This window comes from Microbispora sp. ZYX-F-249, assembly GCF_039649665.1.
GTDB classification, from domain to species: Bacteria; Actinomycetota; Actinomycetes; order Streptosporangiales; family Streptosporangiaceae; genus Microbispora; species Microbispora maris.
Window position 1 is genome coordinate 23,382 of sequence record NZ_JBDJAW010000035.1, and the last position, 25,370, is coordinate 48,751.

Sequence of the window (25,370 nt, forward strand, 5' to 3'; positions counted from 1 at the left end):
GGTCACGCGGTCGGCAGCGCCTCGCACAGCCGGTCCAGTTCGTCCTCGGTGTTGTAGTAGTGCACCGAGGACCGCACCAGCGAGGGCAGCCCGCGGGCCTCGAAGTCCCACCGGGCGGAGGTCGCCGCCGACACCGAGACGTTGATCTTCGCGGCCGACAGCCGGGCGGCCACGTCCCGGCTGTCGTGCCCGTCCACGGTGAACGTCACGATGCCGCACCGCCGTGCGCCGCGGTCGTGCACGGTCACTGCGGGGAGGGCGGCCAGCCGCCCGCGCAGCGCCTCGGCGAGGCCGGTCACCCGCTCCTCGATGGCGTCGAGCCCGAGGTCCAGCGCGTAGCCGGCCGCCACGCCGAGGCCGATCTTGCCGGCCACGTAGCCCTCCCAGTTCTCGAACCGCCGGGCATCGCGGCGTACCTCGTAGGTCTCCGCCGAGGTCCAGGTGGCGGCGTGCAGGTCGAGGAACGGCGGCTCCAGGCGGTCGAGCAGGCGCCGCGAGCAGTACAGGAAGCCGGTGCCGCGCGGCCCGCGCAGGAACTTGCGCCCGGTCGCCGACAACAGGTCGCAGCCGATCTCACGGACGTCGACCCGCATCTGCCCGATCGACTGGCAGGCGTCCAGCAGGTACGTCACCCCGGCCTCCCGCGCCACGGCGCCGATGTCCGCCGCGGGGTTGACCAGGCCGCCCTGGGTCGGCACGTGGGTGACCGCGATCAGCTTGACCCGCTCGTCGATCATGTCCCGCAGCGCGTCGACGGACAGGGCGCCGGTCGCGTCGTCGGGCACCACGTCCACCTGGACGCCGTACCTGCGGGCGGTCTGCAGGAAGGCGATCGCGTTGCTGGCGTACTCGGCGCGCGAGGTGAGGATGCGGTCGCCCGGTTTCCAGGACAGGGAGTAGAAGGCCATGTCCCAGGCGCGGGTGGCGTTCTCGACGAGGGCGATCTCGTCACGGTCCGCGCCCACGAGCCCGGCCAGCGCGTCGTAGACCCGCTCGGACCGGTCGAGGGCGGCGGCGGCCGCCTCGTAACCGCCGATACGCTCCTCCAGGCGCAGATGGTCCACCACGGCGTCGGTCACCTGACGCGGCGGCAGCGACGAGCCGGCGTTGTTGAAGTGGACGACGTGCTCACACCCCGGCGTGTCCGCCCGCACCCGTCCGACGTCGATGGTCACGTGAGCCTCCCAGAAGATCCGCGGACGCTCTCATTCTGCCCGGCGTGCCCGATCGTGGGATGGCCGTGCTCCGGCGGGTGCCCCGACCCGCGTTTCGTGAATCGCGCATCGCATAATGAGGTATGAGCACCTCCTCCCCCGCGGGCGGCTGGACGTTCCTCACCAACCACGCGCATGTCCTGCTCGCGCTCTCCCGCGATCCCGACGCGCGGCTGCGGGACGTCGCCGAGTCGGTCGGCATCACCGAGCGGGCGGCCCAGACGATCGTCGCCGACCTCGAGGCGGCCGGCTACCTGCGTCGCGAGCGCGTGGGGCGGCGCAACCACTACACGATCAACCCGCTCGCCCCGTTCCGGCACCCGATCGAGCGGCACCGGCACATCGGCGAGTTGCTCGAGCTGTTCGGGGCGCCGGTTGACGCACGAAACTGATTTCGTGAATACTTGAGCATAGTTCGAGGGGGAGTACCCGGCTTCCTCAGCGTCGTCATCACGGCCGCCGTCGAAGGGCGTCCCGGCGCGAGGGTCACCGCATGGTGGCACGGGGAGACCGTCGGCCTGCCGAGCCCGCCGTACGCGGCGGTGATGGAGGTTGACGATGTCGGTGCCCCTGTGGATCTGGGCCGCGGTTCTGGCGGTCATCCTCGCCATGCTCGCCGTGGACCTGTTCGCCCATCGCCGGGCCCACGTGGTGGGCACCCGTGAGGCGCTGACCTGGTCGGGGCTGTGGATCGCGCTCGGGCTCGGCTTCGGAGCCGTGGTCTGGCTGGTGTGGGGGCCCGAGGCGGGCGGGGAGTACCTGGCCGGCTACCTCATCGAGAAGTCCCTGGCCGTCGACAACGTCTTCGTGATCGCGCTGCTGTTCTCGTTCTTCGCGGTCCCCCGCGAGCTGCAGCATCGCGTGCTGTTCCTCGGCGTGCTCGGCGCGCTGGTCTTCCGCGCGGTGTTCATCGGCGCGGGCGCCGTCCTGCTCGAACACTTCCACTGGATCCTGTACGTCTTCGGCGCGTTCCTGCTCTACACCGGCGTGAAGATGGCCAGGCATTCGGCGATCGAGGTGCACCCCGACCGCAACCCGATCCTGCGCCTGATGCGCCGGTTCATCCCCGTCACCGACTCCTACCAGGGCCAGCGGTTCCTCGTACGGCGGGAGGGCGACCGGCAGGACGGGCGCGGCCGGTGGGCCGCGACGCCGCTGCTGGCCGTCCTGGTCGCGGTGGAGACCAGCGACATCGTCTTCGCCGTCGACTCGATCCCGGCGATCTTCGCCGTCACCTCCGAGCCGTTCCTCGTCTTCACCTCCAACGCGTTCGCGATCCTGGGGCTGCGGGCGATGTACTTCCTGCTGGCCGGGGCCATGCACCGGTTCGGGTATCTGCGGTACGGCCTGGCGGCCATCCTCGTGTTCGTCGGCGCGAAGATGCTCCTGGCCGACGTGTACAAGATCCCCGTCTGGCTGTCGCTCGCGGTCATCTGCGCCTGCCTCGCGATCGCCGTCGGCGCGAGCCAGTACAAGAACCGCCGCGAGGGGCGCGACGGGACCCGGCTGACCGCCGGAGAGCAGCGGTAGCGCCGCCCGCCCGCCAATCGATCTTCCGTCGCGGCGTGCGGATCTGTACCCTCCGCACAGTGGAGGGGATGTTCGCGGTGCCCGGGACGGCCGCATGATCGGCGAGATCCTGCCCTCGTGGGTGGCGTCGGCCGAGAGGTTCGGCGACGCGCCGGAGGAGACGCTGTTCCCGGAGGAGCGGCCCTTCATCGCGCGGGCCGTCGACCGGCGCCGCCGTGAGTTCGTCACCGGACGCCACTGCGCCCGGCTCGCGCTCGCCCGGATCGGCGTGACGCCGGGGCCGATCCCGCGCGGCGAGCGCGGCGCCCCGGTCTGGCCGGCCGGGACGGTCGGCAGCATCACCCACTGCGCCGGGTATCGCGCGGCGGCCGTCGCCTCCACCGGCGTGGCGCGCGCCGTCGGCATCGACGCCGAGCCGCGCGCGCCCCTTCCCGCGGAGGTCCTCCCCACGATCGCCTCCCCCGGGGAGATCGAGGCCCTCCGGGCACTGGACGACGCGGACGGCGAGATCTGCTGGGACAGGATCCTGTTCAGCGCCAAGGAGTCGGTCTACAAGGTCTGGTTCCCGATCACCGGCCGGTGGCTCGACTTCTCCGAGGCGGTGGTGGACATCGACGCCTCCGGCTCGTTCAGCGCGCGGCTCCTGGTCGGCGACCCGGCGATGGGGACCCGCGCCCTGTCCGGCCGGTGGGTGGTGAGCGACGGGCACATCGCGACCTCGATCGCGCTCCCCCGGCCCTGACGATCCCGCCCCCGCGCGCCCGCCGGTCGCCGGTCATCCGGCGCGGAAGTAGTGGCCCTTGCCGAGATCGTCGAGCAGCCCCGGCTGAACCGGCCGCCACCCCAGCAGCTCGCGGGTCAGCGCGCTCGACGCCGGTGCGTCGGTCCCGATCATCCCGCCCAGCCACGAGAAGTGCTCGCCTGCCTCTTCGCGGGCGATCGAGACCACCGGCAGGCCGAGATGGCGGCCGATCTCCCCGGCGACGGCACGGATCGGCACGCCCTCGTCGGCGACCGCGTGCAGCACCGATCCCGCCGGGGCCTTCTCCAGCGCGAGGCGGAACAGGTGCGCGGCGTCGAGGCGGTGCACCGCGGGCCAGCGGTTGGACCCGTCGCCGACGTGACCGGAGACGCCACGGTCGCGGGCGATGCCGACCAGCACGGCCATGAAGCCGTAGTCGCCCTCGCCATGCACCGTCGGGGGCAGGCGCAGCACCGACGAGCGGACACCGTGACCCGCGAGGTCGAGCGTCCGCAGCGCGGTGGCCTGCCGGGCTTCCGGGCCGTCGCCGTGCCCCGCGCCGGAGCCGGGACCACGCCCGTCCCGTTCGGTCGCCACCCGGCCCGGCGTGAGCCCGAGGAGCCCGGAGGCGATCACGAACGGGCGGTCGGAGCCCGCGAGCGCCTCGCCGAACGTCTCGACGGCGCGGCGATCCGCGTCGGCGGCGCCCCGGAAGTCACCGGTGAAGGCGAGATCGTGCTTGAACGCGAGGTGGATCACACCGTCCGACGCGGCGGCTTCGCGCCTCAGGATGTCGAGATCGTCGATCGTGCCGCGGCACACCCGCGCCCCGGCCCCGGTGAGGGCGGCGGCCGAGGCGTCGGACCGCGCCAGCCCGACGACCTCGTGGCCCGCACCTATGAGTTCGGGAACGACGGCGGAACCGATCCAGCCGGACGCCCCGGTGACGAATACCCGCATGACGCACTCCAAGTGGTTGGTCGCCCTCCACGCCGGGGCATCCCCCGGCGAGGGCTATGTCAGTGACTGTCATCAAGTTAGCACCGATGTCAGTGACTGTCATCCAGGTAGGATCCCGGGCATGGGTCGATGGGAGCCGAACGCGCGCGGCCGTCTCGCGGAGGCGGCGCTGGAGCTCTACGTCGAGCGCGGCTACGAGCAGACCACGGTGGCGGAGATCGCCAAGCGGGCGGGACTGACCGAGCGCACCTTCTTCCGGCACTTCGCCGACAAGCGGGAGGTGCTGTTCTCCGGCTCGGAGGCGCTGCGGGAGCACCTCGTGAACGCGGTCGCCGGCGCCCCGGACTCCGCCGCGCCGATCGCGGCGGTGACCGCCGCCTTCGAGGAGGTCGGCGTCCTGTTCCAGGAGGACCGCGAACGCGTTCTGCGGCGGCAATCCGTCATCTCCGCCAACGCCGAGCTGCGGGAGCGCGAGCTGATCAAGCTCGCATGGTGGTCCGCGGCCCTCGCCGACACGCTTCGGCGGCGCGGCGTCGCGGATCCGGCCGCGAGCCTGGCCGCCGAGGCGGGCGTCGCCGCCTTCAAGATCGCATTCGAACGCTGGGTCGGCGGCCCCGGCGAGCCGGGCCTGTCGCAGCTCATCCGGGAGTCGTTCGGCGAACTGAAGACCGTGGTCGCGGGCGGATGACCACCTTCGCCGATCGAGCCGGCCGCCGGGCACCGGCGGGAGACGACCGTCCGCGCCGGCCCGGCCGGCCGTCCCGTCGGCGCCCCGGCTCCGCGCGGCTGCGCCGGGCCGACCGCCGTACAAGGTTTTGACGCCGACCTTTTCTCCCGCCCGATATCCGCTCTAGGATCCGGCTATGACCGCGCTTCCGCTCGCTCCGCCGCGGGCGGTTCCCGTCGGCCCGCCGTCCAGCCGCGCGATCGCCGACGGACGGGAGGTCGCATGACCGGGCAGTTCACCGCCACGCAGGCGTCCGCGGAGGTGTACGCCCTCGCCGAGGGGCCCGTGTGGGACCCCGCCAGGAAACACCTGCTGTGGGTGGACATCGACGCGGGCGCGGTGCACGAGGGACGGCTCGACCCCGGCACCGGCGCCGTCACCGCCACCACCGCGCACACCTTCGGCGGCACCGTGGGCGCGGTCGCGGTCGCGGCCGACGGTGAGTTCGTCGTCGCCGAGCGCGAGGTCCTCACCCGGGTCGACACCGCCGGCCGCCGCACCGAGCTCGCCCGCGTTCTGCCGCCCGGCGTGCGGAGCAGGCTCAACGACGGAGCCGTGGACCCAGCCGGGCGCTTCCTGATCGGCAGCATGGCGCTGGACGACCGGAAGGGCCAGGACGTGCTGGTCCGCCTCGACGGCACGGCCTGCGTCCCCCTCGACGAGGACCTGACCCTGTCGAACGGCCTGGCCTGGAGCCCCTCGGGCGACCGCCTGTACAGCATCGACAGCGTCCCGCACGTGGTGTGGGAGCGCGACTACGACCCGGTCACCGGCCGGACCGGGCCGCGGCGGGAGCTGTTCCGGCTCGCCGACGGCATGCCCGACGGGATGTGCGCCGACGCCGAGGGCAACCTGTGGATCGCCGTCTTCGGGGGCGGCCGGGTCGAGTGCCGCGATCCCGGCGGGCGCCTGCTCGCCGTCGTCGAGGTCGGCGCGCCTGACGTCACCTGCCCGGCCTTCGCCGGGCCGGATCTCGACGTCCTCGTCATCACCACGTCCGCCAGTGGCGTCGATGTGGCCGAACACCCGGGGTCCGGGCACTTGTTCACCGCCAGGGTCGGCGTACGCGGCCTGGCGACGCCCTACTGGGTGCCGCCCCGATCATGAGCCTCGACCTCCGCCGGGGAGACCGCGCCCTGCTCCCCGTCGTTTCCTTCGGCCCAGGCGCGCGGTAGGGGCGGCACGTGCGCGCACTGGTCATCACCGGCCCCGGCAGGGCCGAGGTCAAGGACGTCGAGCCGCCGGTCGCCGCGCCGGGGCAGGTGGTCGTGGACGTCGAGCGGGTCGGCGTCTGCGGCACCGACGTGGAGCTGTTCACCGGCGAGATGAGCTACCTGCACTCCGGCGACGCCCGGTATCCGCTGCGTCCCGGCCACGAGTGGTGCGGCGTCGTCACGGCGCTCGGCGAGGGCGTGGACCCCGGCTGGCTGGGCCGCCGCGTCACCGGCGACACCCAGCTCGGCTGCCGTCGCTGCGGCCTCTGCCGCGACGGCCTTCACCACGTCTGCCCCGACCGGGCCGAGATCGGCATCCGCAAGAACTTCCCCGGGGGGCTGGCCGAGCGGCTGGCCGTACCGGCGTGGGCCCTGCACGCGCTGCCGGAGACGATCGACGCGACGACGGGCGCGCTCGTCGAACCCGGCGGCAACGCCCTGCGCGCGGTGCGCGGCGCCGCCGCCGGACCCGGCGACCGGCTGCTGGTGCTGGGCACGGGCACGATCGGCCTGCTCGTCGCGCTGCTCGCACGGGCGCGGGGCACCGAGGTGCACCTGCTGGGCCGCGACGAGCCCACGCTGGGGCTGGCCCGTGATCTCGGCTTCGCGGGCGTCTGGACCCGCGCCTCACTCCCGTCCCTGCCGTGGCACGCCGTCGTCGACGCCTCCAACGCGGCCGACCTCCCGGCACTCGCGTTCGACCTGGTCAGGCCGGGTGGCCGGGTAGTCTGTATCGGTCTCGCGGGGTCCCCCAGCCGCATCGACACCCGCGACCTCGCGTTCAAGGACGTCACCGCCGTGGGCGTGCTCGGCGGCTCGGCCGGTCTGGCCGGGACCATCGAGGCGTACGCGGACGGATCGGTCGACGCCCGCCCGCTCGTGGCCGCCACCGTGGGCCTGGACGACGTCGCCGGCGTGCTGGCGGGACGCCGCCCGGCCGGCGCGGGTCCCGGCCCGAAGATCCACATCGACCCCCGGCGATAGAGGCGCACCGGCGTCTCCTGGACGGAAGCGTTGAGATCATGAGCCTTTCCGATGCCGAGGCGCAGGCCCGGCCGCGACGGCCGAGACCGTCCGACCCCGCCGTTCTGGCGGCGGTGGAGACCGCCGTGCCGGGGATCGTCCGGGCCCGGGCCAGTGACCGGCTCGGCATGGCCCACGACGCCTCGCACTACCTGCTGACCCCGCAGGCCGTACTCGTGCCGGAGAGCGCCGCGCAGGTGGCGGCGCTGATGCGGACCGGCCTGCCGCTGACCTTCCGGTCCGGCGGCACCAGCCTGAGCGGGCAGGGCGTGAGCGAGCACCTGCTCGTCGACACCCGCAGGCACTTCAGGAGCGTCGAGGTGCTCGACGGCGGCGCCCGCGTCCGGGTGCAGCCCGGCGCCGTGCTGCGGCAGGTCAACGCCCGGCTCGCCGCGTACGGCCGCAAGCTTGGCCCCGACCCGGCCAGCGAGTCGGCGTGCACGATCGGCGGGGTCGTCGCCAACAACTCCAGCGGGATGACCTGCGGCACCCACGCCAACACGTACCGGACACTGGAGTCGCTGGTCCTCGTGCTGCCCAGCGGGACCGTCCTCGACACCGGCGCGCCCGACGCCGACGCGCGCCTGCGCGCCCTCGAACCCGCCCTGGCCGAGGGCCTGGTGCGGCTGCGCGACCGCGTCCGCGGCAACCCGGACTCGGTAGGCCGGATCGAGGCGCAGTTCTCCCTCAAGAACACGATGGGCTACGGCCTCAACAGCTTCCTCGACCACGACTCGCCGGCCCAGATCCTCGCCCATCTCGTGGTGGGCAGCGAGGGCACGCTCGCGTTCGTCGCGGAGGCCGTCCTGCGGACCGTGCCGGCGCACCGCCTCGCCGCGACCGGCCTGGTCGTCTTCCCGGCCCTTCGGGAGGCGATGGCGGCGGTGCCGGAGATCGTCGCCGCAGGGCCGGCCGCCGTCGAGCTGCTCGACGCGGAGTCGCTGCGGGTGGCCGCGACCGACCCGTACGCCGACGACGTCCTGCGCACCATGGAGGTGCGCGATCACGCGGCGCTGCTGGTGGAGTGGCAGGAGTCCGACCCCGCGCCGCTCGCCGCACGCGAGCGGGAGGCCGCGCGGGTCTTCGCCCGGCTGGACCTCGCCGCGCCCGCCCGCCTCAGCGGGGACACCGCCGGGCGGGCGGCCCTGTGGCGGATCCGCAAGAACCTGTACGCCGCGGTCGCCGGCGCCCGGCCCAGCGGCACGACGGCGTTGCTGGAGGACGTGGCGGTCCCGGTGCCCGCCCTGGCCGATCTCTGCGACGACCTCGCGGAGCTGTTCTCCAGGCACGGCTACGAGCGCAGTGTGATCTTCGGGCACGCCAAGGACGGCAACCTGCACTTCATGCTCAACGAGCGGTTCGACACGGACCTCGACCGCTACGAGGAGTTCACCGAGGAGATGGTCGCCGCCGTGCTCGGCCGAGGCGGCACCCTCAAGGCCGAGCACGGCACCGGACGGGTCATGGCGCCCTTCGTGCGCCGCCAGTACGGCGACGAGCTGTACGACGTCATGCGCGAGGTCAAGCGACTGTGCGACCCCGCCGGCACCCTCAACCCCGGCGTCGTGCTGACCGACGACCCGCGGGCGCACCTGCGCGACCTCAAGACCGTCGTCACCGTCGAGCCCGAGGTCGACCGGTGCGTGGAGTGCGGCTACTGCGAGCCGGTGTGCCCGAGCCGGGACCTCACCACGACCCCGCGCCAGCGCATCGTGCTGCGCCGCGAGATCGCCGCGGCCCGGGCGGCGGGCGACCACGCGCTCGCGCGGCGGCTGGAGGAGGAGTACGACTACGACGCCGTCGACACCTGCGCCGTCGACGGCATGTGCGCCACGGCCTGTCCCGTGCTGATCAACACCGGCGACCTCACCAAGCGCCTGCGCGGCGAACGGCACGGGCGTGCGGCGCGGGCGGGCTGGAAGACCGCCGCCAGGCACTGGGGCGCGGTGACCCGCGCCATGGACCTCGCCATGGACGCGGCCGCCGCGGCCCCGGCCGGGCTCGTGGAGGGAGCGAGCCGGGCGGCCCGCGCGGTGGCCGGCCCCGACGCCGTCCCCCAGTGGAGCCGCGACCTGCCGCGCGGCGGCACGCCCCGGCGCGCCGCGCCGATCCCGGACGCCGACGCGGTGTACGTGCCGTCCTGCCTGAACACCCTGTTCGCCCCCGCCGACGGCGGTCCCGGCGTCATGGCCGCCCTGCGGCGGCTCGCGGAGCGGGCCGGCCTGCGGCTGCACGTGCCCGAGGGCGTCGAGAGCCTGTGCTGCGGCACACCGTGGTCCTCCAAGGGCTTCGGCGAGGGTTACGAGGTGATGGGCCGCCGGGTGCGGGAGACCCTGCTGAGCGCGACCCGCGGCGGCCGGCTCCCGGTGGTCAGCGACGCCGCCTCCTGCACGGAGGGGTTCGAACGGCTCGTGGCCGCCGCCTCCCCCGCCGTACGGGTGCTCGACGCGGTGACCTTCGTGGCCGAGCACGTCCTGCCGCGGCTGCCGCAGCCGGCGGAGGGCCGCAGGCTGGCCTCGCTGGCCCTGCATCCGACCTGCTCGTCCACCCGGCTCGGCCTCGACGCCGCCGTCGCCGAGATCGCCGGGGTGGTGGCGAAGGAGGTCGTCGTCCCCGAGGGCTGGCAGTGCTGTGCCTTCGCCGGCGACCGGGGCATGCTGCATCCGGAGCTGACCGCCTCCGCCACCCGCGCCGAGGCCGCCTCCGTGGCCGAGGGCGGCTTCGCCGCGCACGCGTCGGTCAACCGCACGTGCGAGATCGGCATGACCCGTGCCACCGGCGAGACCTACCATCACCTGCTGGAGCTGCTCGACGAGGTCACGGGCGGGGGCACGGGGACGCCCGGCTCTGCGGTAACTTGACCCTCCATGCGGGGATATATCACCACTAGCCGCCTCCGCAGAGGGGCTCCGACGACGGGCGGGCTCCGGTGCGCCTGACCCCTTCGGAGCGGGACCGGTTGCTGATCTTCACCACGGCCGAACTGGCCCGTGCCCGCCGCGCCCGCGGCCTGCGGCTGAACGTCCCCGAGGCGACCGCGATCATCGCCGACACGGTCTGCGAGGCGGCCCGCGACGGCAGGCGGCTGGCCGAGGCGATCCGGGCCGCCCGGGAGGTGCTCGGCCCCGCCGACGTGCTGCCGGGGGTGCCCGACGTGGTCACCGAGGTGCAGGTGGAGGCCGTCTTCGACGACGGCACCCGGCTCGCGGTGGTCACCGACCCCTTCGGCGGCGGCTCCCTCGGCGACGACGCTCCCGGAGCCGTCGTGCTCGGGCCCGGGGACGGCTACGACCCGCCCGCCGCCTCCGTACGGCTGCGCGTACGCAACACCGCGCCGGTGCCGATCTCGGTGACCTCGCACTTCCACTTCTTCGAGGTCAACCCGCGCCTGGCGTTCGACCGGGCCGCGGCGTACGGCACCCGCCTGGCCGTACCCGCGGGGTCGTCCGTACGCTTCGATCCCGGAGCGACCCGGGAGGTCGAGCTGGTGCCGATCGGCGGCGCCCGGGTGGCGATCGGGTTCGCCGGGCTGGTCGACGGCCCGCTGGACGCGCCCGGCGCCAAGGAGGCCGCCCTCGCGAAGGCCCGGGCGTGCGGCTATCTCACGGAGACGTCATGAACGACCGGGGACGGGGATACGTCGCCGCGCACGGCCCGCGGGCGGGCGACCGCGTCCGGCTCGGCGACACCGGCCTCGTGGTCGAGGTCGAGGGCGACGCGCAGCGGCCCGGCGAGGAGTTCCTCGCGGGCTTCGGCAAGACGGCCCGCGACGGCCTGCACCTGAAGGCCGCGCCGGTCCGCGAGACCTGCGACGTGGTGATCAGCAACGTCGTCGTCGTCGACGCGGTGCTGGGCGTGCGCAAGGTGTCGATCGGCATCCGCGCCGGGCGGATCGCGGCGGTGGGCCGGGCCGGCAACCCCGACACCCTCGACGGCGTGGACGTCGTGGTGGGCACCGGCACCGCCATCGTCTCCGGCGAGGGACTCATCGCGACCGCCGGGGCAGTCGACACGCACGTCCACCTCCTGTCGCCGCGGATCATGGAGGCCTCGCTCGCCTCCGGCGTCACGACGATCATCGGCCAGGAGTTCGGGCCGGTGTGGGGCGTCGGCGTGAACTCCCCCTGGGCCCTGCGGCACGCCTTCAACGCGTTCGACGCCTGGCCCGTCAACATCGGCTTCCTCGCCCGCGGCTCCTCCTCGGGCGACGGCCCGCTGACCGAGGCGCTGGCCGAGGGCGGGGCCTGCGGCTTCAAGGTCCACGAGGACATGGGCGCGCACGCCCGCGCGCTCGACACCGCGCTGCGGGTCGCCGAGGAGTACGACGTGCAGGTCGCCCTGCACACCGACGGCCTCAACGAGTGCCTGTCGGTCGACGACACGCTCGCCGTGCTGGAGGGGCGCACCGTCCATGCCTTTCACATCGAGGGCTGCGGCGGCGGGCACGTCCCGGACGTGCTGCGGCTGGCGGGCGTCCCGAACGTGATCGGCTCCTCCACGAACCCCACGCTGCCCTTCGGCAGGGACGCGCTCGCCGAGCACTTCGACATGATCGTCTCCTGTCACGGGCTGAAGACGGACCTGCCCGGTGACGCCGCCCTGGCCCGCGACCGCATCCGCGCCGGCACGATGGGCGCCGAGGACGTGCTGCACGACCTCGGGCTCATCGGGATCACCTCCTCCGACGCGCAGGGCATGGGCCGGGCCGGGGAGACCGTGCGGCGCACGTTCGCGATGGCGGCCAAGATGAAGGCCGAGCGCGGCCCGCTGGACGGCGACCCGGCCGGGCACGACAACGCCCGCGTGCTGCGGTACATCGCCAAGCTCACGATCAACCCGGCGATCGCGCACGGGCTGGCGCACGAGATCGGCTCGATCGAGCCCGGCAAGCTCGCCGACATCGTGCTGTGGCGGCCGGAGTTCTTCGGCGCCAAGCCGCAGCTCGTGCTCAAGGCCGGGTTCCCGGCGTACGGGGTGGTGGGCGACCCCAACGCCGCCACCAGCCACAGCGAGCCGCTGGTCCTCGGCCCGCAGTTGGGGGCGCACGGCGGGACGGCGGCCGACCTGTCGGTGGCCTTCGTCTCCGGCGCGGCGGCGGCCACGGCCACCCCCGCGCACGCCGGGTCCGCGCACCGGCCGGGCGACGGCCTGCCCACCCGCCGGGCCCGCGTCGGCGTACGCGGCACCCGGGGCATCGGCCCCGCCGCGATGGTGCGCAACGCCCGCACCGGCGAGGTGCGTGTCGACCCCGGCACCGGGCAGGTGAGCCTCGACGGCGAGCCGCTGAGCTCGCCTCCGGCGCAGTCCGTCCCGCTCAGCCGTCTGTACTTCCTGTGACGGCGCCCTTACTGACGGCGCCCTTTCTGAGGGCCCCCCGCCCGGCCGCCGCGAGCCGGGCGGGTATCGTCGCAGGCCGAACGGTATGGACTGAAACGGACGGGAGTCGCCGATGAAGCTCATGAGGGCACGGGAGGTGCCGGGCCGGGTCGCCACGGGCGCGTACGTCCTGCACTCCGGCGTGGAGAAGTGGAACGGCGACGAGGAGCAGGCCGCCGGGCTCCACGGCATGGCCGCCGCCGCCTTCCCGTTCCTGAAGTCCGTTCCGCCCCGCCGGTTCCTCAAGCTGCTGTCCGCGGCCGAGATCGCGACGGGCGTCGCGCTCCTGGCGCCGGTCGTGCCGGCCGCGGTCGCCGGGGCCGCGCTCACCGGTTTCTCCGGCGGCCTGGTCGCGCTCTACCTGCGTACGCCCGCCCTGCGCAAGCCGGGCAGCATCTGGCCGAGCCAGGCCGGCATCGGCGTCAGCAAGGACGTGTGGATGCTGGGCGTCGGTCTCGGGCTGCTCACCGACGCCGCGAGCCGGCGGCGCGGCGACTGACCGTCAGACATCCGCCGGGCGGGCCCGGAGGATGCGCGACAACAGGGCCGTCATCTGCTCGCGCTCGGCGGGACCGAGGCAGGCGAACCACTCCCGCTCCCTGCGGGTCTGCTCGGCGAATGCCTCGCGCACGGCCGCCTCGCCCTCCGGGGTGAGCGCGACCACGACCGCGCGGCCGTCCTCCGGCACCGGCCGCCGTTCGACCAGCCCGCCGCGTTCCAGGGTGTTGACGGCGTTGGTCACCGCGGACCGCGACATGGCCGAGATCTCGGCGAGCCGTACGGGCTGGGTGGGGCCGAGCAGCCAGAGTTTGAACATCAGCCGGAACCCGGGCAGCGTCAGGCCGCGCGGCCGGTGGATCCGGGTCTCCAGGTCGGTGACCAGCAGGTAGGCGAGCTGGAGCAGGTGGTAGGCCAGCGCGAACGCCTCGGCGTCGGCCGGAGGCGACATGGCCGCCAGGCGCTCGCGCGCGTACGCGGCGTACCGCAGGTCCGGCGGCACGTCCATGCCGAGGTCGGGCCGGGTGTCGGGCTCGCTGTTCACCCGTCAAGTCTTGCGCAGCCGCACCGGCGGCCGTGAGTATTGTTACGGCCGTAACAACTCCTCGTACTCCCCGGAGGCACCCGTGCACATCGTCATCGCCGGAGCGGGCATCGGCGGGCTGACCGCCGCGCTGAGCCTGCACGCGGCCGGGTTCGAGGACGTGACCGTGCACGAGGCCGCCCCCGAGATCCGGCCGCTGGGCGTCGGGATCAACCTCCTCCCCCACGCCGTGCGAGAGCTGACCGAGCTGGGCCTGGCCGACCGGCTGGCCGAGATCGGCGTCGCCACGGCCGAGCTGGCCTACTTCAACCGGTACGGCACGCCGATCTGGTCCGAGCCCCGGGGCCTGGCCGCGGGCTACGCCTGGCCGCAGTACTCCGTCCACCGGGGGACGCTGCAGATGCTCCTGCTTGAGGCGGTGGTCGAGCGGCTGGGCCCGGACGCCGTACGGACCGGCAGCCGGATCACCGGCCCCGGCGACGAGGACCTGCTGATCGGCGCGGACGGGATCCACTCGGCCGTCCGCGCCCACCTGTACCCGGGCGAGGGCCCGCCGCCGTGGAACGGCCTGGTCCTGTGGCGGGGCGTCACCTACGGCGAGCCGTTCCTGACCGGTCGATCCATGATCATGGCCGGGGACGGCACGCAGAAGTTCGTCGCCTACCCGATCGAGACCGGCGAACGCACGCTGATCAACTGGATCGCCGAACGCCCGCTGGACGGCGAGGCCCCGGACCGGGGGAACTGGAACCGCCCCGCCGACCTCGCCGAGATCGGCAGGCACTTCGCCGACTGGCGCTTCGACTGGCTCGACGTGCCGGGGATCATCGCCGGGGCCGAGAACGCGTACGAGTACCCGATGGTGGACCGCGATCCGCTCCCCCGCTGGACCTTCGACGGCGTCACGCTGCTCGGCGACGCCGCGCACGCGATGTACCCGATCGGCTCCAACGGCGCCTCCCAGGCGATCATCGACGCCCGGGTGCTGGCGTACGCCCTCGCGCGGGGCGACCTCGCGGCGTACGAGGAGATGCGCCGCCCGGCCACGACGGCGCTGCAGCTGTCCAACCGGGAGATGGGCCCGGAGGTCGTCATGAAGCTCGCCCACGAGCGGGCGCCCGGCGGGTTCGACGACATCGAGCAGGTCATCCCCCTCGCCGAACGCGCGGAGATCGCCGCGTCCTACAAGCGCACGGCCGGGTTCGACCCCGCCTCGCTCAGCGAACGCTCCTCGTGGAGCGTCGATCGGAGTGCCGTCTCGTGAACCTGGAACCGCTCGCCACGTTCCACGTGGAGCTCGACCCCGTGCTCGACCTCGGCGGCTCGCAGTGGGGGCACCGCCGTGTGATCAACATCGTGGGCGGCACCTTCGAGGGCCCCCGCCTGTCGGGCGAGGTGCTGCCCGGCGGGGCCGACTGGCAGGTCGTGCACGCCGACGGCATGATCAGCATCGACACCCGCTACACGCTGCGCACCCACGACGGCGCGTACGTCTACATCACCACGAGCGGAGTCCGGCACGGCGCCCCCGAGGTGCTCGGCCGTCTCGCGCGCGGCGAGGACGTGGACCCGGCGGAGTACTACTTCCGGCTGTTCTGCCGCTTCGAGACCGGCGATGATCGGTATCTGTGGCTCAACCGCACTCTCGCCGTGGCCTCGGCGGCCCGTGCGGCCACCGCCGTACGTTACGAGGCCTACGCCCTGACCTGACCTCGCCCCGAGGAGCCCTCATGCCGAAGCTCGACCGCCCCCCGCTTCCGGTCACCGTCGAGCACGACACCCCCATGCCGATGCGGGACGGCACCGTCCTGCGCGGCACCGTCCACCGTCCGGCGGAGGGCGGCCCGTTCCCCGCCCTGCTCGTGCGCACGCCGTACGGCGAGGACTCGTTCCGGACGGAGCCGGTGACGCCCGCGCTGCGGGCCGGGTTCGCCGTGGTGCTACAGCACTGCCGGGGGCGCGGGAGCAGCGACGGCGAGTTCCGGCCGTGGGTGGACGAGGGCGCCGACGGCCACGACACGATCGCCTGGATCACCGCGCAGCCCTGGTCGAACGGCGAGGTCGTGATGAGCGGTATGTCCTACCTCGCCGGATGCGCGCTACAGGCGGCGGCGACCCGCCCGGCGGGGCTCAAGGCCGTGATCGCCTCGATGACGCCGCACGACTTCCACGACGGCCTCAAGTATCACGGCGGGGCCTTCGCCCTCGGTTCGGCCCTGAACTGGGGCGCGTTCCAGGCGCTGCTCACGCTGCAGCACGCCGCGGAGGCGGGCGAGGACGCCGGCGCGGGGTTCGCCGCGGTCCTTCCGATCCTGGGCGACCAGGACGCCGCGGCGCGCACCCTGCCGCTGGCCGACATCCCCGGCATCCCCTGGTGGCGCGACTGGACCTCGCACGTGGAGCGCGACGCGTACTGGGAGGGCCTGGCCGAGACCCTGCGCCATGACCGGATCGAGGTGCCGGTCATGCACGTGGCGGGCTGGTTCGACCTCTTCCTCGGCGGGACGCTGGAGAACCACCGCCGCCTGGGCGGCCCTCTGGTGATCGGTCCCTGGTCCCACCTCGCGCCCGGCGCCGCGGGCACCGGGCGGCTGTTCTTCGGCGGCGCCGCCTCCGCCCAGGCGATCCGACTGGAGCAGCGGCAGCTCGCGTTCCTGAAGGGCGAGGACACCGGCCCCGCCGTGAAGATCTTCGTGATGGGCGACGACGTCTGGCGGGACGAGGAGGCCTGGCCGCTGGAGCGCGCCGTCGAGACTCCTTACTTCCTGCACACCGGCGGCCTGCTCTCCCCCGAGCCGCCCTCGGCGCACGAGCCGGCGACCTTCACCTTCGACCCGCGCGACCCGGTGCCCACGGTCGGCGGCCCGACCCTGCTGCCCGACGTCACAAATGTCGGCCCCCAGGACCAGCGCGACGTGGAGCGACGGCCCGACGTGCTCTGCTACTCGACCGAGGTGCTCGCCTCCGACGTCGAGGTCACCGGCCCGGTCACGGTGACCCTGCACGCGGAGACCTCCGCGGCCTCGACCGACTGGACGGCCAAGCTCGTGGACGTGTATCCGGACGGCCGTGCCATGAGCGTGATCGATGGCATCGTCCGAGTTTCCGAGCCGTCCGGGACGTTCCTGATCGATCTGGTCGCCACCAGCCAGGTCTTCAAGGCCGGCCACCGGATCCGGGTGGAGGTCTCCAGCTCCAACTTCCCGCGCTTCGACCGCAACCCCGGCACCGGCCGTACGGACGCGACCGAGGCCGACGTGGTCGTCCAGCACCAGAAGGTCTACCCCGACTCGTACATCACGCTGCCGATCGTCCCCCGCTGACCCCGGTCGTCCGCCCTCCCCGAGGTCGGCCTCCCGCCCGTCCACCACGTGGCAGCGGGCGATCCCGTCGTGCCGGACGGGTTGATTGTCAGGACGGCAGGAACGAGCCGGGCTTGCCACGAGACCACCGACTCCTCCCGGACACGTCTGCGGCCGGGTCGGCGAGCATGGCCGGCCGAGCGGCCACGCCCATCTGGCCGTGCAACACCCCGTGGTCCAGCCACCGCCGTACGTTCATCACGAACCCGTCCAGGTCGGCCTCCCGCGTCGGACATCCGTTGTAATTAGAATGTGACGATAAGTTACTTGTCGCAATGTTAGCAATTTTTTCTACTTAAAGAATGACTGGGCAAGCGGAGGAGACCCTCCCAGGGGAAGATCGAAAAACGGTCCCCCCCATCGCCGAGAAAACGGCGGGTGAAGAGCATGCACGACAATCCCGCCTTTCGCGCTTATATACGAAGTACCGGACGAAGGGCCGAACAACGACCGCACGCGCACCATGGGAGTTGTGGATCGCGCTTGCGACCGGAATAGTCACGATCAGCGGCGCGGTGATCACCTACGCCTCGATCCGGGCCGACTCCCAGGCTGTGGACGCCGACCGGCAGGCGGTCGTGGAGACCGTACAGGCACAGTCGAGCCGCGTGGTCGCCGACGCGCGCAGCCGCGCTGAGGGCAGCCAGATAGCGCAATACCGGGTCATGAACGCACAGGCGGACGCGGTCGAGGCGGCCGATCCGGCGCAGGCACGCCTGCTGCGCATGCTTGCGGATGGAGTCCTGGCCGCCGAGTGGATCGACGTGCGTTACCGCACCGGCACGGGTGCTGCCTCAACCTGGAACCACGACATGCGCCGGGACGCCCTAATTCGTGTGAACGAATACATATCGGTCCCACAGGGTCAACCGGATCTCACCGCACGGCGCGCCGACAGCCTGCACGACCTCGCGAATGAGCTGACGCTGTACGTCGTGATGTCGATCCTGATCGTCGTGGTTCTGACGGTCGCGCGGCTCGTGCCGTCACGGCGCTGGCGGCCGGCCGTGTTCGCAACGGCGGTGGCGAGCTATGTCGCCTTGCTCGTCCTCGCGGTCCCGCCGGCGTTGGCCTCGATCTGAGGCGGGTCGATGGAGATCAATCTGGAGCCGCCGGAGGTCGAGGACCTCAACACGCCGTACAAGCGCCGTCTCTCGCTGGCCGTGGTCCTTATCGCGCTGGCCGGCGGCATTCTCGGTTATCTCGCGAGCGACGCGGGCGCGCGCGAGGACCGCACGATGCGCGACGCCCAGCGTGCCGCCATCGCCGCGATGAGCGAGCAGATGACGGTCGAGGCGGCTGTCTCGGAGAACAGGGCGAATCTGGGCACCGTCAGCACCTTGAAGCGCCGGCACGACCTGGACGCGGTCCGGGCAGAGCTGCTGCTGAGACGCGAGGAGTCGGCGGCCGCCGCCCGGTGGGACCAGGCGTACTCCCATGTGCAGAGTGTGTCCGTGCTGTCCTCGGGGACGTACGCCAATCGCCTGGACATGCTCTATTCCGACCGCTACGTCGGCGCGAACCGCGCGACGCTCAATCAACAGGCCGCGCAGGAGACCGCGTCCGAATGGGGCGACAAGAACAACACCTACGTCGGGGGGATCACTCTGCTGGCGGTGGCGCTCACCCTGCTCGGCCTGTCGCTCACCGTGAGCGTGTCCACCCGCCGCTACCTCGTCTGGCCGGCAGGCGTCCTCACAGTCGCCTGCTTTGCCGCCTCCGTGGTGGCCGTAGTCACTCCGCCGGACATGACCCCGAAAGAGGTCATCGGCGCAGTCGCGGAAGGTGATCGCCTCGCGTCGCTGCGAAACTTCGAAGGAGCGGTCAAGGCGTACGACCGGGCCATCGCCGTGAAGGACGACTACGCGACGGCGTACGAGCATCGCTCGTCCGCGCGGGTCCTGGCCGCCAGTCCGGAGAGGTTCACCTCCAGCTACGTCTTCAGCTCCGCCCCGCGAAGCGCCTGGGTGGCCTCCGCCGCGGACCTCACCCGGGCGCTCGAACTCGGCGGCGAGCGCTATGTGGTGCTCCTCAATCTCGGAGCGGTCAACATCCACTTGGCCGATCACAAGAAGTCGGAGGAGTACACCAGGCGCGCCATCGCGCTCAACCCCGGGCCTCCGCTGCCCTGGCTGAACCTGCTGACGGCCCTGACGGGCCAGGGCAAACCTGCCGACGCGCGGCGGCTGGCCGTCGATGTGATCAAGAGGATCAAGGCTCGGCCGGACCCCGCCGAGCGATTGGAGCTCTACGCGGCGGGACGCACCGCACTGGACGTCGTCGCGACCCAGCGCGACGACGTGCGTCCCCTGGTCGCCGAACTGCAGGGCGAGCTGGTCCGAGCACAGGCCGAGGAACTGGCCCCGAGGGCCCAGCCCGCGCCCATCGCGGCCGTCTCACGGCTCAAGGTGGTCGCGCAGGGGGCGCGAGTCGTCGCCGACTACACCTACCGCAACCTGCCCAAGCGGGCACAGATCGGCATGGTTGCCTACTATCGACCGAGCTCAGTCGATGAATGGACACAGCGGTCCGACATGACGCAAATTATCCCTTCGCCACTGGAGAAGTCCGCGGGGCAGGCGACGTGGGTAATGCTCGATCGAAGCTGTCCGGCGTCGGGAGAGTACCGAGTCGATCTCTACTCGGGCTCACGGCGGCTCGCGTCGGCCACCACCGCGATGTCGACCGTCGACACCGAACGCCTGATGCCGCACAACGACTGGATCGGCGGGATCATGCTGTGCCGTCCGGACAGTTGGAAGTTCGCCGGAGACCTCGCCGGCAGCGCCGAGCTCACCTCACCCGACGATCGACAGTGGTTGAGCATACGGGTCACCACGGTGGAACCCCTCTCCGACGAGCGGGCGCGCACGCGTATGGCAGAGAAGGTCCGCGATGGGTTGATCCGCAGGCTGCCGTCCGGGACCAAGGTCCTTCAGGAGAACGCGGCAGCGTGGTTCGGGGGGATCCAGGGTTCCGGCTGGCATCTGACGATCAACGCCCACGAGCAGGGATACGCATGGGTCGCGATCGACAAGGGCGGCGTCCTCCGCACACTGCTCTCCCGGTTCCCCGCGGGCGAGTCCGGCGAGCTCGACACCCTTGCCAGCTATCTTCAGTTCGGCTGATTCGAAGACATGCGCCCGACCGGCTGCACTCAGGGCGGAGCGTGTCATTGGTGCCGGCACCAAACCGTCTGCCCTAGGTGTTCTGCCCATGGACGTGGGTGACAGCGGAGCAGGATCGGCGACACGCTGTCGATGACCTTGAAAAGGGTGAGGGCCTTCTGGCGTGGTGTGAGTCGACCAAGATTCACATCGCCCGGAGGCCCTCATGCCCCACCGTAACGCCCCGCTGACCGAAACCGGCAGACTCCGGCTCGCGCGTTGCATCGTCGAGGACGGCTGGAGCATCCGCCGCGCGGCCGAACGCTTCCAGGTCTCCCACACCACCGCCGCCCGCTGGGCCCGCCGCTATCGACAACTGGGCCCAGCCGGCATGACCGAACGGTTTTCCCGGCCGCGCCGCAGCCCGGCCCGTACCCCACAGCGGACCGAACGGCGCATCTGCAAGCTCCGCGTCACCCATCGGCTCGGACCCGCCCGAATCGCCGCCCGCCTGGGCCTGGCCCCCTCCACCGTGCACCGGGTACTGGTCCGGTACGGCATGCCGCCCCTGGCTCACCTGGATCGCGCGAGCGGTTCACCTGTCCGCCGCTACGAGCGTGACCGCCCGGGCGAGCTGGTCCACATCGACGTCAAGAAGCTGGGCAACATCCCCGACGGTGACGGTCACCGCGTCCTGGGCCGCGCCGCCGGCGCAACCGCCAGGCCACCCAACCGCCTCGCGCAACGCCCACGGCAACCCCCGCCTGGGCCACGGCTTCCTGCACACGGCACTGGACGACCACTCCCGCCTGGCCTACACCGAGATCCTGGCCGATGAGACCAAGGAAACGGCGACCGCATTCCTCCTGCGTGCCCAGACCTGGTTCGCGGCCCGCACCATCGTCATCGAACGCGTCCTGACCGATAACGGCAGCTGTTACCGCTCCCAGCTGTGGGGCGAGACCTGCGCCCGGCTGGGCATCACCCACAAGCGCACCCGCCCCTACCGCCCGCAAACCAACGGCAAGGTCGAACGCTTCCACCGCACCTTGGCCGACGAATGGGCCTACGCCCGCCCGTACGCCTCAGAAGCCGAACGACGCGCCGCACTTGATCCCTGGCTGCACATGTACAACCATCACCGCGGACACACCGCGTTGAAAGGCCAGCCACCCATCAGCCGCGTCACCAACCTTTCGGAGCAGTACAACTAGGCCCAGCTCGCCCACGAGCTGGGCGTGCGACTGTCAGTCGGGCGCAGCGGACAGTGCTGGGACAAACGCGCTGGCCCAGTCGTTCTCCGCCCCGCTGAAGGGAGAACCGCTTGCCGTGTCCCCGGGCACCCGGCACAGCGGGGCCACGTCACCGCCCGGACGGCGTCACGAGATGTCGTCGAGCAGCGCGTCGGAGGAGTCGACCGTGGCGGCTGCCCGGAGCCAAGCGGCCAGCCGGTCGAAGTCATGACATTTCCGGATCTTCTCGGAAACGTCCTCGGACACCTCGATGCCTCGGGCCGACAGGACCGTCAGGATCGCCTCAGCCTGTCCTTCGGCCTTGCCCTCCGCCTTGCCTTCGGCCTTGCCCTTGGCGATGTTGTCTCGGGCCCAGTCGCTGAGGTACTCGTACGTCTCGGTCTTCAAGTGCTCCTCCAACCGCAAAGCCCCCTGCCCGGCGGCGGCAGCGCAGCCGGACCACGTCACCGCTCGGACGGCGTCACGAGATGTCGTCGAGCAGCGCGTCGGAGGAGTCGACCGTGGCGGCTGCCCGGAGCCAGGCGGCCAGCCGGTCGAAGTCATGACATTTCCGGATCTTCTCGGAAACGTCCTCGGACACCTCGATGCCTCGGGCCGACAGGACCGTCAGGATCGCCTCGGCCTGTCCTTCGGCCTTGCCCTTGGCGATGTTGTCTCGGGCCCAGTCGCTGAGGTACTCGTATGTTTCGGTCTTCAAGTGCTCCTCCAAGTGATCCCAGACCTCTCGAGGCAGCGCCGCACGAACCATGTCAGCGTACATACCCCCCAGGTCACGGTCGAGATTGTGCAGCGCGGCGAACAGGGCGTTGAGGATGTCGGGGCCCTCCGGCGTGGCGGCGTGGTGAATCGCCGAGAGCACCGCGAGTTCGATGTCCTCGGCCGCCTGGCCGGGGTCGGTGATGACGGGCACCTCGTTCGGGCCGGCGACCAGCGGTTTCAACACCAGCCCGGGATGGCCCAGCTCGATCGGACGGGCGCACCAGCGGGCGACCGACGCTTCGGGGCACACGACCAGCAAGATGACCGGGCATTCGAGGCGGGTACGCAGGCTGACGAGGTACATCGGCCAGGACCAGATCTTGCCGGGGTCCGGGCCACGCTGAACTTCCACGATCACGGCGAGAACGGGCTGGGGATCGGCCTCCGGCCGTTTACGACGGAACACGATGACCGAGTCGGCGCGACGTTCAGTAGGTGTGACCTGGGTGAGATCGGCCGATTCGAGGCCCGCGTAGTCGTAGTCGGGCAGCTGCACTCGCAGGGACCGGGTAAGCAGGTCGGCGGCGAGGTCGGGTCGTTCACAGAACAGGCGGACGAGGGCTTCGTGTTCGGCTAGTGCCACTGCGTGACCGTATCGACGCCACATCGGACGACGAGGTCACTATAACGTTCTGTAATTCTTTCGTTACCCTCCGTCTCGCCGGAACGCCGACTGCTACTGCGGGGCGGGTGAAGAGAGCTCGGAAGCTAGATGTACCAGCAGGCCCATGGGCCTACCTGGAATCGAACCAGGTGAGAAGGAAGCCTCCGAATGGCCTCACCCGCCGAGCGCAAGGAAAGCGGAAGAGCTAGAACCAGCCCGGCGCCCTCACGGGCAGACCGGATCCAAGAGAGGTGAGAAGGAAGCCCTTCCATGGCCTTGCGATCATCAAGATATCAGGCGGGGATCAGCTCGTGCAGGGTGGCGGGCGTGTAGACCCGCGCCCCTTCGGGAAGATCGGTGGGCGCCTCGAGCCCGATGTACGTGACCTGCCCGCCACCGTGAGACGCGGTGGACACGGAGGACTTGGCCCCGAGCAGGCCGGCCAGGTAACCGACGCCGAGGTAGTCCCGCTCCACGATCGAGCGCACGAGCAGCGACGTGGTCACCCGGTTGCCCTCCACCTGGTTGAACCCCGGACGGCCGGACAGGTAGAGGTGCAACCATTTCACCCGCCACGCGCCGTCCTCCCCTCGCAGGAACACGAGCGGGAGCGCGACGCGGCCGGACCCGCGCAGGTCCGACTTCATCCGGACCGTACGCGGCTCGAACGGCCTGCCCTCCTGCTCGGCGTCCCTGGTCATGTAGCCGAAGAACGCCTCGGCGGCCTCGTCGAACGGCTCCCCCGCGTAGATGTGGACCTGCGGGATGATGATCGGCTTGGTCGCCCCGGCGAGACGTACGTCGATGAACTCCGAGGCACCGTCGGATGCCGCGGTGAGGTCGCCCGAATAGGTCGCGAAGCCGTTCGTGTAGGACGTCCACGAGATGTGCCTCGGGTTGTCGTACGTGGCGTCGAGCATGAGCGCGGACAGGTCGTAGTCGGTGCGCCTCTCGCGCTGCCGCCAGTGCACGAAGAACCGGAGCAGCTCACCGTCCACGGCCGACAGCGAACCGCGGGGCAGCATCCCCAGCCCGGGCGCGACGGCCTTGCCCGACAGGGGCAGCGCCACGTCGAGTACGGCGGGGTCGACGATCAGCTCGCCGGGGTCGGGCAGGCGGCGGCCGATCTCCTCGTCGAGGATGGCGAGCGTCCGGTGCAGTGCCTCTTCGTCGAGGGGAGGGCGGGTATCGGGCGTCGTCCACGCTCTGCCGGACCGGTTGGTGAACACCCGGTCCGCGGGGGCGAGCCGGTTCTGCAGGTGCTCCCGCAGGGAGAGCAGTACGCGGCCGGAGGCCCGGGCGGCGGACCTGCCCGCCGCCTCCAGTACGGCCGAGCCGCCGCCCGTGCGCAGCAGGTGGTCGAGGCGGCGCAGCAGTGCGCCGGGCGTGTGCTCCAGCAGCGGGACGGCTTCCTCCGTACGGCCCGCGGCGAGCGCGGCCTCGACGCGACTGCCGAGGCTCGCCGCCCTGCGCACACCCCTGGCCACGTCGAAGACCTGGGCGGCCCGGGGGAACTGCGGATACTCGTGGGGGTGCAGCCGCTCGCCGAGCCGCTTCCACTGCTCCCGGTGGCGGAGCACGTCCCCGTGCTTGGCGGCCGGGACGGTGTCCAGGGCGGCCAGCAGGATGCGGCGTTCGGCGCGGCGGAAGGAGCGCAGCCGGGTGGGTGTGGTCAGGGTGACGTCGCCGCCGGAGCAGGCGGCGGCCAGCCGGAGGACGTCCGTCACGGTGTCGACGAGCAGCGGCCGCCCCGCGGCCAGCCGCGCTTCGTTGACCACCGCCCGGTTCTCGCGTACGGGGATGTGCTCGGGCCGGTCGTCGGCCCCGAAGTCGGCCCCGAAGTCAGCCCCGGAGTCGGCAGCGACGCCGGCGCGGAAGGCGGCCAGCGCGCGCAGAGCCGCCAGGTCCTCGGCGGCGAGCGGCACCTCGGAGCCGGCCAGCGAGAGATAGAGCTCCCGCGCTTCGTCGCGCAGGCTCCCGCCCAGCTCCAGCACGGTCACCCGGTCCTTCGCCAGGGGGATCAGCTCGGCGTGCGCGGCCAGCAGGTCGGCGTACGTGTGCCGGTAGCTCCCGTATCGCGGCAGGTCCAGCAGGTTGAGGACGTCCGGCCGGAGCCGGGCGGCGGCGACCGGGTCGAGCATGGCCTCGCGCAGCAGCCCCGCCCAGAACTCCAGGGTGTCCGGGACGTTGTCCGGGAAGTCGACGAAGTAGGCGTTGTGCTCGACGTGATCGCCGACCAGACGGCGGACCGCGGCCAGAACGCGCACGCCGAGGTCGATCACCTGCTCGCCGGGCAGCCGGGCCAGGCGGGCGAGCAGCGCCGGCGAGCACGTGAACCCCACGCTGAGCAGCGCCGCGTCGAGCTGCCGGGCGGCCACCCCGCCCCAGTCGGACGTCTCGTCCCCCGCGCTGTCGACGGGCACGCGCAGGCGCCGAGCGATGATCAGTTCTTCCACG

At 72.1% G+C, this 25,370-nt stretch carries 21 protein-coding genes and 1 pseudogene; 16 read left to right on the forward strand and 6 right to left on the reverse strand.

The features are described 5' to 3' along the window. Positions 1 to 2: 2 nt before the first annotated feature. Complete coding sequence (locus tag AAH991_RS30910) at positions 3 to 1,175, reverse strand: aminotransferase class V-fold PLP-dependent enzyme (RefSeq protein ID WP_346229452.1); 1,173 nt, start codon at positions 1,173 to 1,175, stop codon at positions 3 to 5. A gap of 122 nt (positions 1,176 to 1,297) precedes the next feature. On the opposite strand from AAH991_RS30910, the gene AAH991_RS30915 reads away from it, so the two are divergent. From AAH991_RS30915 to AAH991_RS30925, 3 genes are all read left to right on the forward strand, one after another. Continuing rightward, complete coding sequence (locus AAH991_RS30915; protein ID WP_346229453.1) at positions 1,298 to 1,606, forward strand: helix-turn-helix transcriptional regulator; 309 nt, start codon at positions 1,298 to 1,300, stop codon at positions 1,604 to 1,606. 166 nt (positions 1,607 to 1,772) lie between these two features. Continuing rightward, positions 1,773 to 2,744 (forward strand): TerC family protein, encoded by a 972-nt coding sequence (locus AAH991_RS30920; protein ID WP_346229454.1) that lies wholly within the window; start codon positions 1,773 to 1,775, stop codon positions 2,742 to 2,744. Between the two features lie 94 nt (positions 2,745 to 2,838). Beyond that, positions 2,839 to 3,486: a 4'-phosphopantetheinyl transferase family protein gene (locus AAH991_RS30925; protein WP_346229455.1), complete on the forward strand. Its 648-nt coding sequence runs from the start codon at positions 2,839 to 2,841 to the stop codon at positions 3,484 to 3,486. Positions 3,487 to 3,519: 33 nt separating this feature from the next. Here AAH991_RS30925 and AAH991_RS30930 read toward each other — a convergent pair whose 3' ends face one another. Further along, entirely contained in the window at positions 3,520 to 4,446 is a 927-nt protein-coding gene (locus tag AAH991_RS30930) for an SDR family oxidoreductase (protein WP_346229456.1), read from the reverse strand. Between the two features lie 121 nt (positions 4,447 to 4,567). Between AAH991_RS30930 and AAH991_RS30935 the strand changes: the two genes are divergently transcribed. The 7 genes from AAH991_RS30935 to AAH991_RS30965 all read left to right on the forward strand — a co-directional run bounded on the left by AAH991_RS30935 (position 4,568) and on the right by AAH991_RS30965 (position 13,285). Then, positions 4,568 to 5,134 (forward strand): TetR/AcrR family transcriptional regulator, encoded by a 567-nt coding sequence (locus tag AAH991_RS30935; protein WP_346229457.1) that lies wholly within the window; start codon positions 4,568 to 4,570, stop codon positions 5,132 to 5,134. A gap of 261 nt (positions 5,135 to 5,395) precedes the next feature. Then, on the forward strand, positions 5,396 to 6,280 hold the full coding sequence (locus tag AAH991_RS30940) for an SMP-30/gluconolactonase/LRE family protein (RefSeq protein WP_346229458.1): 885 nt from the start codon (positions 5,396 to 5,398) through the stop codon (positions 6,278 to 6,280). Between the two features lie 77 nt (positions 6,281 to 6,357). Then, on the forward strand, positions 6,358 to 7,371 hold the full coding sequence (locus tag AAH991_RS30945) for a zinc-dependent alcohol dehydrogenase (protein WP_346229459.1): 1,014 nt from the start codon (positions 6,358 to 6,360) through the stop codon (positions 7,369 to 7,371). A gap of 38 nt (positions 7,372 to 7,409) precedes the next feature. After that, entirely contained in the window at positions 7,410 to 10,271 is a 2,862-nt protein-coding gene (locus AAH991_RS30950; protein ID WP_346229460.1) for an FAD-binding and (Fe-S)-binding domain-containing protein, read from the forward strand. Between the two features lie 68 nt (positions 10,272 to 10,339). Next, a complete protein-coding gene (gene ureA / locus AAH991_RS30955; protein WP_346229461.1) occupies positions 10,340 to 11,029 on the forward strand; it encodes an urease subunit gamma in 690 nt (229 codons plus the stop codon). Further along, positions 11,026 to 12,747, forward strand: a complete 1,722-nt coding sequence (locus tag AAH991_RS30960; protein WP_346229462.1) for an urease subunit alpha — start codon at positions 11,026 to 11,028, stop codon at positions 12,745 to 12,747. Before ureA ends, AAH991_RS30960 begins: the two co-directional genes overlap by 4 nt. 112 nt (positions 12,748 to 12,859) lie before the next feature. After that, the gene (locus AAH991_RS30965; protein ID WP_346229463.1) at positions 12,860 to 13,285 is read left to right on the forward strand and encodes a hypothetical protein; all 426 of its coding nucleotides are present in this window, start codon (positions 12,860 to 12,862) and stop codon (positions 13,283 to 13,285) included. Between the two features lie 3 nt (positions 13,286 to 13,288). Here AAH991_RS30965 and AAH991_RS30970 read toward each other — a convergent pair whose 3' ends face one another. Continuing rightward, complete coding sequence (locus AAH991_RS30970; protein ID WP_346229464.1) at positions 13,289 to 13,828, reverse strand: MarR family winged helix-turn-helix transcriptional regulator; 540 nt, start codon at positions 13,826 to 13,828, stop codon at positions 13,289 to 13,291. Between the two features lie 82 nt (positions 13,829 to 13,910). Here AAH991_RS30970 and AAH991_RS30975 point away from each other — a divergent pair, with 82 nt between their 5' ends. From AAH991_RS30975 to AAH991_RS31000, 6 genes and pseudogenes are all read left to right on the forward strand, one after another. Beyond that, the gene (locus AAH991_RS30975) at positions 13,911 to 15,092 is read left to right on the forward strand and encodes a flavin-dependent oxidoreductase (RefSeq protein WP_346229465.1); all 1,182 of its coding nucleotides are present in this window, start codon (positions 13,911 to 13,913) and stop codon (positions 15,090 to 15,092) included. Continuing rightward, the gene (locus tag AAH991_RS30980; protein ID WP_346229466.1) at positions 15,089 to 15,538 is read left to right on the forward strand and encodes a DUF3237 domain-containing protein; all 450 of its coding nucleotides are present in this window, start codon (positions 15,089 to 15,091) and stop codon (positions 15,536 to 15,538) included. Before AAH991_RS30975 ends, AAH991_RS30980 begins: the two co-directional genes overlap by 4 nt. 20 nt (positions 15,539 to 15,558) lie before the next feature. Next, complete coding sequence (locus AAH991_RS30985; protein WP_346229467.1) at positions 15,559 to 17,151, forward strand: CocE/NonD family hydrolase; 1,593 nt, start codon at positions 15,559 to 15,561, stop codon at positions 17,149 to 17,151. A gap of 554 nt (positions 17,152 to 17,705) precedes the next feature. Continuing rightward, the gene (locus tag AAH991_RS30990; RefSeq protein ID WP_346229468.1) at positions 17,706 to 18,272 is read left to right on the forward strand and encodes a hypothetical protein; all 567 of its coding nucleotides are present in this window, start codon (positions 17,706 to 17,708) and stop codon (positions 18,270 to 18,272) included. A gap of 9 nt (positions 18,273 to 18,281) precedes the next feature. Beyond that, the gene (locus AAH991_RS30995) at positions 18,282 to 20,318 is read left to right on the forward strand and encodes a tetratricopeptide repeat protein (RefSeq protein ID WP_346229469.1); all 2,037 of its coding nucleotides are present in this window, start codon (positions 18,282 to 18,284) and stop codon (positions 20,316 to 20,318) included. A 205-nt stretch (positions 20,319 to 20,523) separates the two neighbouring features. Next, a pseudogene (locus AAH991_RS31000) lies at positions 20,524 to 21,511 on the forward strand (IS481 family transposase). 165 nt (positions 21,512 to 21,676) lie between these two features. On the opposite strand, the gene AAH991_RS31005 reads toward AAH991_RS31000, so the two are convergent. The 3 genes from AAH991_RS31005 to AAH991_RS31015 all read right to left on the reverse strand — a co-directional run bounded on the left by AAH991_RS31005 (position 21,677) and on the right by AAH991_RS31015 (position 25,369). Then, complete coding sequence (locus tag AAH991_RS31005) at positions 21,677 to 21,937, reverse strand: hypothetical protein (protein WP_346229470.1); 261 nt, start codon at positions 21,935 to 21,937, stop codon at positions 21,677 to 21,679. Between the two features lie 73 nt (positions 21,938 to 22,010). After that, a complete protein-coding gene (locus tag AAH991_RS31010; RefSeq protein ID WP_346229471.1) occupies positions 22,011 to 22,892 on the reverse strand; it encodes a hypothetical protein in 882 nt (293 codons plus the stop codon). Between the two features lie 314 nt (positions 22,893 to 23,206). Then, the gene (locus tag AAH991_RS31015) at positions 23,207 to 25,369 is read right to left on the reverse strand and encodes a hypothetical protein (RefSeq protein WP_346229472.1); all 2,163 of its coding nucleotides are present in this window, start codon (positions 25,367 to 25,369) and stop codon (positions 23,207 to 23,209) included. Between the last annotated feature and the right edge of the window lies 1 nt (position 25,370).

Bases quoted from the DNA above. Each gene is read 5' to 3' on its own strand.
- AAH991_RS30935 (WP_346229457.1), top strand. From the start codon at position 4,568: ATGGGTCGATGGGAGCCGAACGCGCGCGGCCGTCTCGCGGAGGCGGCG.
- AAH991_RS30925 (WP_346229455.1), top strand. From the start codon at position 2,839: ATGATCGGCGAGATCCTGCCCTCGTGGGTGGCGTCGGCCGAGAGGTTC.
- AAH991_RS30965 (WP_346229463.1), top strand. From the start codon at position 12,860: ATGAAGCTCATGAGGGCACGGGAGGTGCCGGGCCGGGTCGCCACGGGC.
- AAH991_RS30995 (WP_346229469.1), top strand. From the start codon at position 18,282: ATGGAGATCAATCTGGAGCCGCCGGAGGTCGAGGACCTCAACACGCCG.
- AAH991_RS30920 (WP_346229454.1), top strand. From the start codon at position 1,773: ATGTCGGTGCCCCTGTGGATCTGGGCCGCGGTTCTGGCGGTCATCCTC.
- AAH991_RS30930 (WP_346229456.1), bottom strand. From the start codon at position 4,446: ATGCGGGTATTCGTCACCGGGGCGTCCGGCTGGATCGGTTCCGCCGTC.
- AAH991_RS30915 (WP_346229453.1), top strand. From the start codon at position 1,298: ATGAGCACCTCCTCCCCCGCGGGCGGCTGGACGTTCCTCACCAACCAC.
- AAH991_RS30940 (WP_346229458.1), top strand. From the start codon at position 5,396: ATGACCGGGCAGTTCACCGCCACGCAGGCGTCCGCGGAGGTGTACGCC.
- AAH991_RS30985 (WP_346229467.1), top strand. From the start codon at position 15,559: ATGCCGAAGCTCGACCGCCCCCCGCTTCCGGTCACCGTCGAGCACGAC.
- AAH991_RS30950 (WP_346229460.1), top strand. From the start codon at position 7,410: ATGAGCCTTTCCGATGCCGAGGCGCAGGCCCGGCCGCGACGGCCGAGA.
- AAH991_RS30960 (WP_346229462.1), top strand. From the start codon at position 11,026: ATGAACGACCGGGGACGGGGATACGTCGCCGCGCACGGCCCGCGGGCG.